This window comes from Hymenobacter sp. UYAg731, from assembly GCF_054061335.1.
Window position 1 is genome coordinate 743,234 of sequence record NZ_JBSSEC010000004.1, and the last position, 14,799, is coordinate 758,032.

Annotated in this window: 9 protein-coding genes; 8 read left to right on the forward strand and 1 reads right to left on the reverse strand. The window is 60.8% G+C overall.

The annotated features are described in order from the left end of the window. Positions 1 to 4: 4 nt before the first annotated feature. Positions 5 to 7,945, forward strand: a complete 7,941-nt coding sequence (locus tag ACVWYF_RS15260) for a beta strand repeat-containing protein (RefSeq protein ID WP_457069484.1) — start codon at positions 5 to 7, stop codon at positions 7,943 to 7,945. 492 nt (positions 7,946 to 8,437) lie between these two features. Then, positions 8,438 to 8,698, forward strand: coding sequence for a hypothetical protein (locus ACVWYF_RS15265; protein WP_457069486.1), 261 nt, complete (start codon positions 8,438 to 8,440; stop codon positions 8,696 to 8,698). A gap of 95 nt (positions 8,699 to 8,793) precedes the next feature. Here ACVWYF_RS15265 and ACVWYF_RS15270 read toward each other — a convergent pair whose 3' ends face one another. Further along, positions 8,794 to 10,917 carry a beta strand repeat-containing protein gene (locus ACVWYF_RS15270; protein ID WP_457069488.1) on the reverse strand — a complete coding sequence of 708 codons (2,124 nt, stop codon included), beginning with the start codon at positions 10,915 to 10,917 and terminating at the stop codon, positions 8,794 to 8,796. 326 nt (positions 10,918 to 11,243) lie between these two features. Between ACVWYF_RS15270 and ACVWYF_RS15275 the strand changes: the two genes are divergently transcribed. The 6 genes from ACVWYF_RS15275 (at position 11,244) to ACVWYF_RS15300 (ending at position 14,720) form a co-directional block, all read left to right on the forward strand. Beyond that, the gene (locus ACVWYF_RS15275) at positions 11,244 to 11,813 is read left to right on the forward strand and encodes an RNA polymerase sigma factor (protein ID WP_457069490.1); all 570 of its coding nucleotides are present in this window, start codon (positions 11,244 to 11,246) and stop codon (positions 11,811 to 11,813) included. 103 nt (positions 11,814 to 11,916) lie between these two features. Continuing rightward, on the forward strand, positions 11,917 to 12,297 hold the full coding sequence (locus ACVWYF_RS15280; protein ID WP_457069492.1) for a hypothetical protein: 381 nt from the start codon (positions 11,917 to 11,919) through the stop codon (positions 12,295 to 12,297). Positions 12,298 to 12,404: 107 nt separating this feature from the next. Continuing rightward, positions 12,405 to 12,659, forward strand: coding sequence for an autorepressor SdpR family transcription factor (locus tag ACVWYF_RS15285; RefSeq protein WP_342295971.1), 255 nt, complete (start codon positions 12,405 to 12,407; stop codon positions 12,657 to 12,659). Positions 12,660 to 12,686: 27 nt separating this feature from the next. Next, complete coding sequence (locus ACVWYF_RS15290) at positions 12,687 to 13,349, forward strand: SdpI family protein (protein WP_457069494.1); 663 nt, start codon at positions 12,687 to 12,689, stop codon at positions 13,347 to 13,349. 241 nt (positions 13,350 to 13,590) lie between these two features. Then, positions 13,591 to 13,995: a hypothetical protein gene (locus ACVWYF_RS15295; RefSeq protein WP_457069496.1), complete on the forward strand. Its 405-nt coding sequence runs from the start codon at positions 13,591 to 13,593 to the stop codon at positions 13,993 to 13,995. Positions 13,996 to 14,240: 245 nt separating this feature from the next. Further along, positions 14,241 to 14,720 (forward strand): carboxypeptidase regulatory-like domain-containing protein, encoded by a 480-nt coding sequence (locus ACVWYF_RS15300; RefSeq protein WP_457069498.1) that lies wholly within the window; start codon positions 14,241 to 14,243, stop codon positions 14,718 to 14,720. The last annotated feature ends 79 nt before the right edge of the window (positions 14,721 to 14,799 follow it).

Below are 14,799 nucleotides of genomic sequence, written 5' to 3' on the forward strand. Positions count from 1 at the left end.
GGCAATGGGTCAGACCTTGTATACGTTCAATGGTGGCGGAACCAGCGGCGACTGGGATGCAACATACTCCTGGACAACTGACCCTACGGGCTCAACCAGTATCAACGCCCGGGTGCCGGGCAATAATGATAACGTGGTAATTACCAATAGTTTCGTGCTATCTGTAAGAAACCCGGTGGCGGCCACTGGCTTGAATGTGACAGTGCAAAAAGGCGGGGTGCTCAACCTTGTCAACGCTACCAACCAGCTGCCTAGCCTGGCCAGCCTGGGGGGCCAGGGTACGCTGCGCATTGCAGGACCGTATTTTCCTACGGTGGGCACCAACAACTTCGACGATGCCAATACGGGCACCGTCGAGTTTTATGACTGGGCCGCTGGTACCTCGGCCTTGCCGATACCGGGTTCGGGCCTTTATAACAACTTGCGCTTCCTGAACACAAAGGCCGTAGCCTACGGGGTCTCGCTCAACAGCGACCTGACGCTGAATGGTAGCCTGGTAATGTTGCGGACCAACGCCGCGACATTTCCAGCTCCTACCCCGGTCAGTAAGACTCCTGCATCTGCCATCACGTTCAACCTTGGGAACAACGCGACCACGCGCACGCTGAATGTTTTGGGTGACATTACGCTGGGAGTTGGTAATACAATGGGGGCTACGGCTAGCACTACCACGCATACGCTGAACGCCTATGGTAGCCTGACCAATAACGGGGTGATGAAGTTCTTTACTGCCACTGAGGCCGTGCTACTCAATTTTACGGGTACTACCGATGCCAATTTCGCCTGCAACGGCCCAACGGATTTGGGCGCGCTACAGGTAGACAAAGGCGTTGATAGCCAGGTGCTGCTTAATGTAACGTCGTCGAACGACGTGTTAGGGACCATTTTCGGCAACCTGCGGCTGAACTCGACGGTTGCCGGAGACATTCTGATACTTAAGAACGGCATCACCAAGCTAGGTAATAACGTTTACCTGAGCAAGATTCATAATGGCAAGTCCACGCCCAACCTTGCCTATAGTAATGGTTGGTTCGAACTGGGGTCGTCGCTTACTAGTCCAACACTATGGGTGGCAGGTGCCACGGTAGTGAATGACAACGCCTCGCTCTTTGTTATATATGGTATTCTGCGCATCAGCGCGGGCAAGCTGACGAGCGATAACAACGATGGCGGCATGGTAATCCGCGAAGATGCCCAACTGCTGATTGAAGGCAGCGGCAGCCAGCTCATTGTCAACAAATTCCGTCCTTCCAGCACGGCCACTACGCACCGGGGCTCGTTCACGATGACGGGCGGTCTGATGCAGGTTACGGGCAAAGTACTCGCGTCATCTTTCGATGACCAGTTTGCCCGCTTCGCCATCCCCTACACCACGCAGGCCTTCCGCATGTCGGGCGGTACCATTGAGGTGTACAATCCGAACGGTTCCGGCGATGGTTTTTTCCACGTTGGCGTGAACATCAACAATGCCAGCATTACGGGGGGTACTATTAAGCTCTTCCTGCCAAACACGGCAAACAACGGCACCATTCTGAGCACAGCCCCGCTATGGAACCTGAGCATTACCAAGCCCACGGCCGGTGGCAGCAGCAAGGCGTTGCTTTCGGCCATGACGGTGGTATTCGCTGGTGAAACCACGACCATCCAGCCGCTCACGGTGCTGAACAACTTTAACATCGATGGGGCCAACGCGGCCACGTTCGACGCCGCCGGCCAGGACATCACCATTCAGGGCACGCTCAAGGTAGGCCCCAACGGCACGTACCTGCCCGGGAACAACACGACCATCTTCAGCGGCCTCAAAGACCAGCAGTTGGTAAACAACGGCCTCATCGGGGCAACGGCCGGCCGGGCCACATTCAATAACTGGACAATTGACAAAGCGGCGGGCACCCTTACGCTGGGAGGCGCATACAACTACTACGTGCCGGCCACCGCCAAGCTCAACATCCTGAACGGGGTGCTGAACGATGGCGGCCTGGTCATCAATGTGCTGGGCGACATGTATAACAGCGCATCCCACACCGGCAACGGCAGCATCACGATGGCGGGCTCGGCCCTGCAAACCATCGGCGGCGACGGCACGGGGGTATTTGGCAACCTGACTATTGATAACACGATGGGCTCGGGGACTACCACCGCCGGCGTGGTAGCCGTGAAGCTGGCCGCTAACATCAGCGTGGCCAGCACGCTCAACATGAATAGCCTGCATATTTTCTCCATTGGCGCAAACCGACTGTCGCTGACGAATGTAGTGCCTTCGGACGCCCTGACCGCACCAGGGGGCAGCTTTGGCACTCAGCGCTTTATTCAGACGGCTGGCAACCAGAGCGACCTTGGCTTGCAGCGCACCTACGGCAGCAATTCGTCGGTGATATTTCCGGTGGGCACCGGCACGAAATACACGCCGGCCACCATCTCGCTCAACAGCGCCACCAACAATGGTAAATATGGCCAGGTGAGCGTGAGCCCAACCGATAAGCGCAACCCCTTCCTGAGCGGCAGCAACAACGCGTTCAGCTACTACTGGAAGGTGCGCAGCATCGGATTTACCCCCGGCTCCATCCCGGCCAACGGTATCACGGCGACCTTCACAGCCCGACTGAGCGATGCGCTTAACACAACCAACGGCACTACGACCGGTTACATCCCGGGCTATTACACGCCCAGCACTACTTCGTGGAAGGCGACCGGAACAACTTCACTGGTGACATCCAGCAACCCTACGTCAGATATCGCCTTCAGGACCGGAGCCGCGCTCAGCCAGTTTGACGGCGAGTTCACGGCCGGGGTTTCAGCCGCGTTCGGCCCGGTTACGGTGTATTACTCCCGGGGCTCGGGCGACTGGGAAACCCCCGGCACCTGGAGCACTGACCCGACGCTGAAATTTACGGGGGCGGCAGCCACTGTCAAGCCTGGCCCGGGCAACCCCGTGGTGATTGGCCTGGCGGGTACTTACAACCACGTTGTTACCGTGAAGCAGAACACCGCTACGGCGGGCTCGCTGATTATTGACACGGGCTCGACGCTGGACGTGGGCGCTACCACCAGCCATAACTTCGGGGCCCTGCCCGATGGTAAGGCCAGCGGCCTGGGCCGGCTGCGCATCACCTCTGCCACAACGTCAGCGCCCACCTTCCCCGGCGGCGACTTCGGCTCCTTCCTGCTGCCCGGCGGCGGCACGGTGGAGTATTACACCAGTGGCTTCGACTTCACGCTGCCTACCATTTCGACTTCGCTCTCGCTGGGTTCTTACTGCAACCTGCTGCTGAGCCCGGCCAACGGGGCCTTGATTACGCTGCCCAACGTGGATTTGCGCATTTTCGACAGCATGACTTCCGGTATTTCGACCGGTACCACGGGCACCGCATCGCTCAATGGCGCGGCGGCCCGGACGCTGCGCATCGACAACCTGCTGGCCGTGAAATACGGCAAGCTCCGCTTCGCCAATGGCACCGCGCAAACCTTGCAGCTCAACCAGGACATGCAGGTTGATGCCGGGGCCACGTTTGATGCCAGCGGTGGCGGGGCCACCACGACGGCCAACGCCATCACCATCACGGGCTCGGTGACCAACAACGGGACGCTCAACTTTGGCCAAACCAGCAAGGTCAACCTGACCTTCACGGGTACCAGCACCAGCAACATCACCGGTACCAATGCCGGGGCGAACACGACGCTGTACACGCTCACGCTGAACAAGGGCATCGGGCGCGCTGCCCTGCTGAACTTGGACGTGGCCGGTACACTGACCACGCCAACCAGTGGCTGGCTGACGCTGAATAACGGCACCCTGCGCTACGCAAAGGCTACCGGTACGCTGACCGTTCACGACGCCGCCACTACCTACCTCATTACCGATAACGCGGGCCTGACGGTAGATGCTGCCACGGCCAAAGTGACGATTGCAACGGCCAATAACGCGGCTTCGGATTTGAAGCTGGCGGGCGAGATAAACGTGCTGCAAGGCACCCTGAACGTGGGCGACCCGGCTATCGCCGCCGGCAACGACCTTGAATATGCCAGCGCCGGCGCGCCCACCCTGCGGGTAGGCAACAACAACCCCACCTCGACCGCTACCCTGAACGTGAACGGCCAGATTCGCCGCACCATCAACAACCTCGATGGTTCGCTGCGCTATGACCAGAGCGGTGGCATTACCGACATCAAGGGTTTGGGGGCTTCGGCTACTTACAACAACGAGCGCGGCCTGTTTGAAGTGCAGGGTGTGGGCAGCATCTTCCGCATGAGCGACGGCTTCCTGAACCTGCACCGCTCGAACCTGAAGTCGCCTGTCACCACGGCCGACCTTTACCTGGCTCCCGACTCGACGGTGGTAACCGGCGGCGCGGTGGTGCTGGGCAATACGGCTGCCGCTGTCGGCAGCGTGACGCTTACCGTAAACTCGGCCGTTCCGCTTTATAACCTGATTGTAGAGGGTGTATCCAGCGGCACCAACACGAACACGGGCAAGCAGGTGGGCACGGGTGCGTTGAGCCTCAAAGGCTCGCTCACCATTCGCAACGTCAGTTCCTTCTTCAATGCCAACGGCCTGCCGCTGAACATTGACCAGGACCTCATTAACAACAACACGCTGGCCAACGCCAGCCTGACCACGGGCGGCTTCCAGCCCACCCTGGCCACGCAAACCACCACCTTCACCGGCAAGGGCCCCGCCCTACAAAAGCTGGTGAGCGTTGCTGGCAACCTCACGGCCTTCGGGGGCCTGGTGGTGAACAACGCGCAAACCAACGGCACCCTGCAACTGGGTGGCAATGCCCAAGTGTTCGGCACCCTCGCCCTCACCAAGGGCACGCTGGACGATAACGGCAAAACCATCACGGCGCTGGGCGACGTGCTGAACTCGGCCGTGCATACCAGCAGCGGCAGCGGCAGCCTCACTTTAGGCGGCAGCGTAAACCAGACCATCGGCGGCAGCGGCCTGGGCAAATTCGGCAACCTGACCCTCAACAACGCGGCCGGAGCCACCAGCACGGCCAACCAGGAAGTGACCAACGTCCTGACGCTAAGCAATGGCGTATTCTTCATCGGCTCGAACCTCTTATTGCTGAGCAACACGGCCGTTGGTGCCGTGACCGGCACGTTCAGCACCACGCGCTGCATTCGCACCAACGGCATTGTGGCCGACCTGGGCGTGCAGAAGAACTTCCCCTCCGGCGCTAGCCCGGCCTTCACCTTCCCAATAGGCGCGGCCGTGGTGACCAAGTACACGCCCGTGCAGATGACGGTGACGGCCAGCTCGTCGCCCGGTAGCATCACGGTGCAGCCCATCGACCTGGCCCACCCCTCCACCACCGACCCGGCCGCCAAAGAGCTGAGCTACTACTGGAAAGTGGGCAGCACAGGCCTAGCCTCGCCCACGGTGACGCAGGTGTTTACTTACTACGATTTCAGCGCTGGCAACGACGTGAACGGCAACGAAAGCCTTTACAAGCTGGGCCGCTTCCTGAATGGTGCCTGGGTGCCTAACGGCGGCATCTCGACCAGCGCGGTAAACACGACGAACAACACGCTCACCAACACGGGCGTGAACTACATCGACGGCGACTACACCGGCGGCGAGACTTCGGAATTCGGCGCGGTGCCTACCTTCTACAGCCGCAACTCGACGGCTGGCACGGCCGGCGGGGCCAACTGGACCGACCCCCTGGCCTGGACCAGCAACGCGGACGGCTCGAACCCCTCCACGGTTCCCACGACTACGCCTACGCTGGCCAACCCGGTGGTAATTCGCCCCGGCCACTTCATCGTTAGCAACAGCGCAGGCCTTGGGGCCGCTACGCTGAAGCTGGACGGCATCCTCGACCTGGGCACTTACCTCGCCAACAACTTCAACACGGTGAGCGGCACAGGGACAATCCGCATTGGCTCGGCCATCTTCCCGGCCGGCAACTACGCCAATTTTGTGGCGGCCAACACCGGCACGGTAGACTTCACGGGCGCGGTGCAATTGCCCGCCCGCGATACGTATAACAACCTGACCCTGTCGGGCGGCAACGCCAAGCAGCTGACCAACCTCGACCTGACCATCAATGGCCTGCTGTCGGTAGCCGCTAATACGACGGTGGACAACAGCACCAACCAGAGCATTGTCCTGACCTCGGGCACGAGCGGAGCCAGTCTGAATGGCACCCTGAACCTGAACGATGGCACCCTGACCACTGGCGCATCCTTGGCCACCGGCAGCACCGGCCGCCTCAACCTCGGGGCCGGCGCGGTAGCCATTGGCACGTCGCTCGCCAACGCGGGCACGCTCAACATGGGCAGTGGCGCGGTAACGGTGGGCACTTCATTCACCAACACGGGCACGTACAAGGCCAATACCGGCACGGGCAGCGTAGCCGTTGGCACCACTTTCAGCAACAGCGGAACCTACACCGGCGGTATTGGCAGCCTGAACGTGGCCAGCGACTTTACCAACACGGGTACACTCACGACCAGCAGCGGCACCGTGAATGCCCGGAGCACCTTCTCCAACTCCGGCACTTACACCGCCACGACCAGCAACGTGATGCACGTAGACGGCGACTACACCAACCTGAGCGGCGGCAGCTTCAACGCGTCGAGCTCCAACATGGTGCTGCGGGCCAACTTCACCAACCGGGGCACCTTCACTGCGGGCAGTAGCTTGGTACAGTTTATCACGGATGCGAACCACCTCATCAACGGCAACACGAGCTTCTTCGACCTTCAAAAGCTGGGCAGCAATGCCCTTGTGCTGGGCACGGCCACTGACGTGCATGTCGGCAACCTGCTCACCATGCAGAACGGCGTTATCAACACGGGTACCAATACCGGCAACGTTCTGTACCTCGACAACCAAGGCTTCCAGCCGATTGTGGGTAACACACTGACCTCGTACGTAGCCGGCCGCCTGGCCATTACCCTGCCCAATGAAGTAGGTACCCTCCGTGTATTCCCCGTGGGTGCCGGCCAGCGCTACCGCCCGGTTAGCATCAATCAATTGGGCACTCTTTCTAATAGCCCGGTTGTGCTGGTTGAAATTATCAACGGCAAGCCCGCTGGCAAAGTCGATGCCTCGCTTTCGAACCTGTCGGCCAACCGCTACTACCGCATCCAGCTGAAGTCCGGTACCATCGACCAGCCCACCGTGCAGCTCAGCTTCAACAACGATGTGGTGGACGAGGAAGTGAACGTGCCCGGCAACCTGCGGGTAGCTTACACCTCCGCCCCGCTTTTGGGGACCAGCACCTGGATTTCAACCTTGGGTTCCGGGGTGTTCTCGCCTGATTTTCCCCGTGGCTACACCACCTCGGGCCAGGGCACTACCACCATCGATGCCAATTCGCTCTTCACCCTCGGTTCCACCAACGCGGTGGATAACCCCCTCTCCGGCACCGCGCCGCTGCCCGTTGAGCTGGTGCAGTTCTCGGCAGTCCGCCAGGGCACGGCCGTACAGGTTGCTTGGGTTACGGCCTCGGAAAAAAACAGCGACTATTTCGCGGTAGAGCGCTCCGCCAACGGCCAGTTCTTCACCGAAATTGGCCGGGTGAATGGCCAGGGCAGCACCACTGCCCGCCACGAGTACAGCACGCTCGACACGGCCCCCCTGGGCGGCCTGAGCTACTACCGTCTGCGCCAGGTGGACCTGGACGGCAAATTTGCTTACTCGCCCGTGGCCACCGTGCGCTTCGATGGCAAAGCGGCTGCACCGTCCCTGTTGGCTTACCCCAACCCGGCTGCGGGTACCGGCTTCCAGCTGGCTGCCCTCAACCTGGCCGGTGCGGGCGGCACGGTACGCCTGCTCGATGGCGTGGGCCGCGTGGTGCTCACCCAGACGGTAGCCGCCGGCACCGCTGAAATCACCATTCAGCCCACCAAGGTGCTGGCCAGCGGCATGTATATAGCCACCTGGACCACGCCGGAAGGCCTGAAGCTGACCACCAAAGTAGCCGTGGAATAACCTCCGCTGCTCCTTGCTAAAAGCCCCGGCTGCACTTCGCAGCCGGGGCTTTTTTTTGTGGGTTTGAGGAACATGTCTTATCCCTGAAATGACCTTACTAGGGTATTGTGTATGAAAAGAGAGGTAATCAAGCTTCCGTATTTCTGGGCTAATTATGGCAAAATTCTGTACCAGTAATTTTAAAAAATCAAAAACACCTGTACACATTCTTTATGGCCCGCCGCGCTGCTCCTTCGGCTAATTCGCTGGCCCGGACGCGGGCCTTGTTTGGGCTGGACCAGACCGCGCTGGCTTTGTACCTGGGCCTTAGCCTGGAACTGATTCGGTCCGTCGAAACGGGCCGCCGCCGCCTTACATCTGAGGTCTTCATAGCATTCCTTGGTGCAGCACTTGCCGGCCCCCGAAGCCGCCCCCGCGCCGGAGCCCGACGCTTCGGAACTGGATTTTCGGCGGCGCGTGTGCCAGCACTAAGCCATTGGCTGCGCGAAGGAAATGGCTGTCATCGAACAGCAGGCCCGCGTGGCCCGGCACTGGGCTCAAGACCTGCCCGCCCTGCGGCAAGCGGCGGCCGACATCGCCCCCGACCCCGACAACCCCGGCCGGGGAATCTGGCTGACGGGCTGGCTGACACGGCACGCCCGCCCACTGCCGACGGAGTCCACTACGCGCTGGCACCTGCTTCGGGCGCGGCTGGCCGCCCTCACGGCCGAGGCGGCAGCCCTGGCCGTGAGGGCCACAATGCCGGGCGCGTAAGTCGTATACATTTTCATTACCCTTAACGCAAAAAGCCCTTTCCGAAGACCGGAAAGGGCTTTTTAACGAATAACCAGCTATCGTAGCAGCGGCGGCTATTGCTTCTCGATGCGGCGCGTGGCCGTAGCCGCGCCCTGCTTCACTTCGAGCAGATACACACCGGTAGCCAGCGAGGCCGGCAGTAGCAGCTGGTGGTCGGCACCGAGCGCGGCGGGGGCCAGCACCAGGCGGCCGGTCAGGTCGCGCAGGGCCACCGTGGCGGGAGCCGCCGAGGGCAGCTCCACCGTGAGGCGGTCGGTGGCGGGGTTCGGGAACACCGAGAGGCCGGGCAGAGCCGTGGCCGCCGTAGTAGCCGATACCAGGTTGAACAAGGCCGTGCTGGTGGCCGTGCCGCCGGGCGTGGTCACGGCCAGGTAGCCGTTCACGCTGCCCGTGCCAGCCGGCAGGGTGAGGCTAATGCTGGTGGCCGACGTTGCCATGAAGACGGGCACGTTGAAATTGCCGATACGCACGACCGTAGCGCCCGTCAGGTTGGTGCCGGTGATGGCAACAACAGTGCCCGGCCCGCCCGTAGTGGGCGTGAAGCTGGTGATGGTGGGCGCGGCCACAGTTACCGTGAAGGCCACGGCGGCCGAAGTACCTCCGCCCGGAGCCGGGCTCGTCACGGTGACGTTGTAGCTGCCGGCCGTAGCCAGGGCTGCTGCCGGCACCGTGGCCGTAAGCTGCGTGGCCGAAACGAAGGCCGTGGTGAGGGCGGTATTGTTGAAGGTTATCATGGAACCGCTCACGAAGCCCGTGCCGTTCACCGTGAGCGGCAGGCTGGCGCTCCCGGCCACCGCCGTATTGGGTGCGAGGCTGGCAATGGTGGGCATCGGGTTGGGAGCCAGCACCGTGAACGTGCCCGCGCTGGTGGCCGTGCCGCCGGGCGTGGTCACGGCAATGGTGCCCGAAGTAGCGCCAACTGGCACCTCGAAGGTGATGGTATTGGCATCGACCACGGTGAAGGTCGTGATGACCACGCCGTTCAGCGTCACTACCGAGGCATCGGTGAAGAACGAGCCCGTTACCGTCACGGTCGCGCCCACCAGGCCACTTGTGGGACTGATGCTGGCAATGACCGGAGCCGGCGCCACCGGCGCAAAGGCAATGCCGCGAAAGGCCGTATTGGTGGCCGCCCGGGCCGCCGGCGTGGGCAGCGCAGTTTGTGTGGGGGCCACGTTGTAGCCGGTATTGTCGGCCAGAATATAGAGGCTGGCAGGGCTGCTGGCCACCAGCGAAACGCCAGTACCGGCAGCATTGGGGTTGCCATCGATGCCACTCAGGCCCGTGCTCGAAGTGCCGGCAATGGTGCCATTCAACACCCAGCTGCCCGCCACCAGGCTCCATTTCTGGATGCCGTTGCCGGTGCCGCTACGACCATCGGCCACGTACACCACATCCAAACCTGGTACGGCCGGGCTCAGGTCGGCAAAGAAAAAGCCATTGGGGCTGGAGCCCGCCGTGGCTGCCGGAAAGCCGGGCAGCACCGTCACGGCCTGGCCCGCCGCGGTGGGCAGGCCGGTGCCCACCTTGCTGAGGCCGAAGTTGGGGCTGCTATTGGCCGACACATATAGGTCGCCACCGGCGATTCTGACCCCGCGCAGGCTGTTCGGGCCGGCATCTATGCGGGTGGGGCTGAAGGCGCCGAGGGTGGTGTACTCCACCCCCGAGTCGCTGCCCACCACGTAAAAGCTCACGCCATCAGGCGAGGCCACGGCGCGCACGTTGGCCCCATCAAAAGCGTCGCCCAGGCCCGTACTGGTGTCAATGTTGCCGCTCGGCGAAATCACACCCACCACGCGGGCCACGTCGGTAGCCAGCGAAGTAGCTACGGCCGCCGTGCCGGGAACGGCACCGTAACCGGCCAGTACCAGATTGCGGCCATTGCCGGTACGGGATAGGCCCAGTTCCGTAGGGGCATTGCCGGCGGCGGTGAGGCTGCGGCCCGTGCTGCTCACGGACGTGGGCAGCGCTACTGACTGCACCAACACGCCAGCCGGGGTGTATTCGTCCAGAAATACGGCCGTGGCGGCCGCGTTTGCAATGGATGCCGAACCATCGCCCACGCGGGCAATGACGATGTTGCCGGGCGTGAAGGGGTTGGCCAGGGCCGAGACCGCCTGCAGTGCCTGCAAAGCCACCAGGCCCGCCGTGACACCCAGATGATAGAAATATCTCATATGGTAAACAAATAATGATGAATGGTGGAAAGGACCATGGGCGGAGTGCCCAATTCTGGTCAAATATACCGCTTTACCCCCTAACCAATAGGCATTTCGCGCAGATTACGCAGTTGATGGCCAACTCCTGCCGTGCGCCGGCCGATGGTGTTGGCGCAGGCTATTATGCCTCAAGCTGATTACTCCTTTCGCCGTGCCGCAGGGTACGTCTTCGCCAACTTTTTAAGGCCAATCGAATCCAAAACTTAAAGTAATTTCGAGGGGCCAGCGTCTGTTTGTTCAGAATGACAACCATGGCACTTTCGCTCCCCTCTCCCCTCCTGCCAATGACGGCTTCGCAGCAAGACCGCCAGATTGCCGAAGCCGTGCGCCAGCAGCGCCCGCGCCTCCTGCAGTTCATCCGGCGGCGCATTCCCGACGAAGCCGAGGCCGAAGACCTCCTGCAGGATGTCTTTGCCGAACTCGTGGAAAGCTACCGGCTGCTCAAGCCCGTGGAGCAGGCGGCGGCCTGGCTCTTTCGGGTGGCCCGCAACCGCATCACCGACCTCTACCGCCGCAAGCGGCCGGTGAGCCTGGAGGCAGCTTTCGGCGCGGCCGAGGCCAGCGACGACGGCGAAGGCCTGCTGCTGGCCGACCTGCTGCCCGCCCCCGACGACTCGCCCGAAAACCGCCTGCTGCGCGAGACCCTCATGGAAGCCCTCAGCGAAGCCCTGGCCGAGCTGCCGGTGGCCCAGCGCGAGGTATTTATCTGGCACGAACTGGAAGACAAAACCTTCAAGGAGATGGAGGCCGAAACCGGGGTGCCGCTCAAAACGCTCATTTCGCGCAAGCACTATGCGGTGCTGCATCTGCGCAAGCGCCTGCAAAAGCTCTACACCGAATTATTCACCGACTAATTAATTAGTGGTTAACGGTCAATGGTTAGTGGTTAATTTTCTTAGTTAATCAACATCAAACAGCCATTAATCATTAATCACTGGCCGTTAACCACTACTCACCATGGACCGTAAATTCTGGCTGTTACGCGGCCTCCGTTTCTTTTTTTTCGCGGCGCTTTTTGTTGCCGTCGCCGGGTTTGCCACGCAGGCCCTCTGGAACTGGCTGATGCCGGCGCTGTTCCGTTTGCCGGCCATCTCGCTGGCCCAAACCTATGGCCTGCTCCTGCTGAGCCGCATCCTGTTCGGCGGGTTCCGGGGGGGGCGGCCGGGTGTCTGGGCCCGTAAGCGCCGCGAGTGGAAGCAGCGCATGGCCGGCCGCATGGAGCACCTCAGCCCCGAAGCCCGCGAAAAATTTCGCCAGCAGATGCAAAGCCGCTGTAGTGCCGCCTGGGGCCGCCGCCCCGAAACGGCGGCCGAAGCCCCGGCGCAACAGCCGGCCTAGCAGTTGGCCCTACAAAATTATTTTAGCCGCGCGGCTCCTTTTGCAGGAGCCGCGCTTTTTTATTCCGATTTTATTTAGACATTTGTCTAATCATTGAAACACTTCTTATGAATGCCCTTTTCAAAGCCCTGAACGACCCCACGCGGCGCGCCATCCTGGAGCGGCTGCGCGGTGGGCCGGCCACCGCCGGGGCCATTGCCGAGCAGTTCCAGTTCTCGGCCCCCACCATCAGCCACCACCTCGACCTGCTGCGCCAGGCCGACCTCGTCACCAGCCAGAAGCAGGGCCAGTTCGTGGTCTACACCCTCAACATGACTGTTTTTGATGAGCTGCTGGGCTGGCTTTATCAATTCAAATCCTAATTTTTCACTTCCTTTTTTGCGGTACTCATGAAAAAGAATCTACTCCTGTGGCAATTGCTCACGCTCGTGGCGGTGCTGGCCCCGTCGCTGTACCTGCTCTACGTGTGGCCACAGCTGCCCGCGCAGGTCCCCTCGCACTTCGACAGTAGCGGGCAGGCCAACGGCTACACCAGCCGCGACCACATGTGGCTGCTCACGCTGGGGTTTCCGCTGGGCATGGCCCTGTTTTTCAGCATTTTGCCCTACCTCGACCCCAAGCGCCGGCTCGATAGCAGCAGCGTAAACTTCCAGAAGCTGCGCCTGGCCATGGTGGTGATGCTGGGCGGGCTGGCAGGCTATGGCCTGTATATGGGCCTGCACCCCGGCACCGATGGCCGGGGCCTGATGGTGCTGCTAGGCGTGTTTCTGGCATTTATGGGCAACTACCTCACCACCGTGCAGCCCAATTACTTTGTGGGCATCCGCACGCCCTGGACGCTGGAGAGCCCCACTGTGTGGGCGCGCACGCACCGGGTGGGCGGCATGGTTTTCTGCGTGGCCGGGCTGCTGATTGCCGGACTGGCGCTGGTGGTGCCCACCCGGCAGATGCACCTGATTTTCGTGGGACTGCTGGTGCTCACGGCGTTATTTTGCTACGGCTTTTCCTATTTTATTTTTCGGCAGGAAGAACGGCTGCGCAATGTGGCCTGAGCCGTCCTACGCTCTGACAGGTATGGTGGACAAGCCGCCGGGTTATTCCCTGCTCACTAACCAAAAGCCTTCGCATTTATGATGCGGAGGCTTTTTTATGAACTCCAAGTTTAAACACAGACCACCAATTGCGCTTATCCCAGAATAAAAGTGAATTTATTATTACAAAAACTTGAAACATGCTATGATTTTATTGTACGTTTGTATCCTTCAATAAATAATCTCATTAGTGCAATACGCTATGAAATCCGGCCTCACCTCCACCGTTGCTGCCATCGGCCTTTTGTTCGCCGCCCTGCCCAGCCAGGCGCAATACGCCTACACCCAGCCAGGTAGCAAGCCGGAAGAAACAACCGGCACCGACCCCGAGGAAGGCGCTAAAACGGCTACGACCAAGGTTATTCACGGCGTAGTGCAGGGCCGGAAAGGCGTGTTGCCGGGAGCTACGGTATGGCTGCACGGCAGCCGTACCATCGTGGTAACCAACTCGGAAGGCGAGTTTGAGCTGCGCGTACCCAGCAACACCAAAGAAGTGGAGCTGACTTGTGGCTACGGTGGCCTGCACGAAGAAGTAATGCGACTGCCCGCTGTGCAAGCGTTGGGCTCAGTGTACCTGCTCCGTGATAGCGAACCGGCTACCAACTGATTCTTTCACTGCCGCTTTGCGCCTCCTCCTGTTTACCAAACACCTTTTTCTGCAACTCGCTTTCTGAAGAAACCCTGGTCTTTGAGGCCAGGGTTTTTTCTGTTTTCAGCGCCCCGTTACGTCACTGATTTGGCAAATGCAGCCATTCGCCGGGCGTTTGGCTTGATTGGGCTAAGCTGGCCATTAACGCATAAATACAACACGACATTTGTATCATTCAAAATCACCAGATAATTCTTACTCCGATGTGCCTCTTCTCTGTACTCGCCGCCACCGTTTTTACTTGCACTATCAGCTTGGTTTCGCTCACGGCGCAGGCCCAACGGGCTTTTGCCAGCACGGCTTATGCTATGGCCACTGATACCGATGGGGGTACCAACGGCACCAAGCCGGAGAAAATGACGCTCGTCGGCAAAATCACGAACCCCGCCGGCCCGCTGCCCGGCGCGGTGGTCATCCTCACGGGCACCAAGCAAATGGCCGTAACCAATGCTGACGGCGAGTTCGAATTTGAGGTACCGGCCAACGCCGGGGCGCTGCAAGCCACCGTAACCTACGCCGGCTACGCCGATGAGGCGATGACCCTGAATGCCGCCGCTGATGCGTCGACGGTGAGCCTGACCAATGCCCGCGTTATCGTGGTATCGCGCAAGCAGCAGCTCAAGCGCTACCTCAAAACGGCCCACAAGCAAGTGAAGCACGACCTGCGCCAGGTGCGCAAGTAAGTATTCGCATTATCACTAGAAAGCAAAAAATCCCCGGCCAAAGTGGCCGGGGATTTTTTGTGTGCCCGTGTTTCAAAGA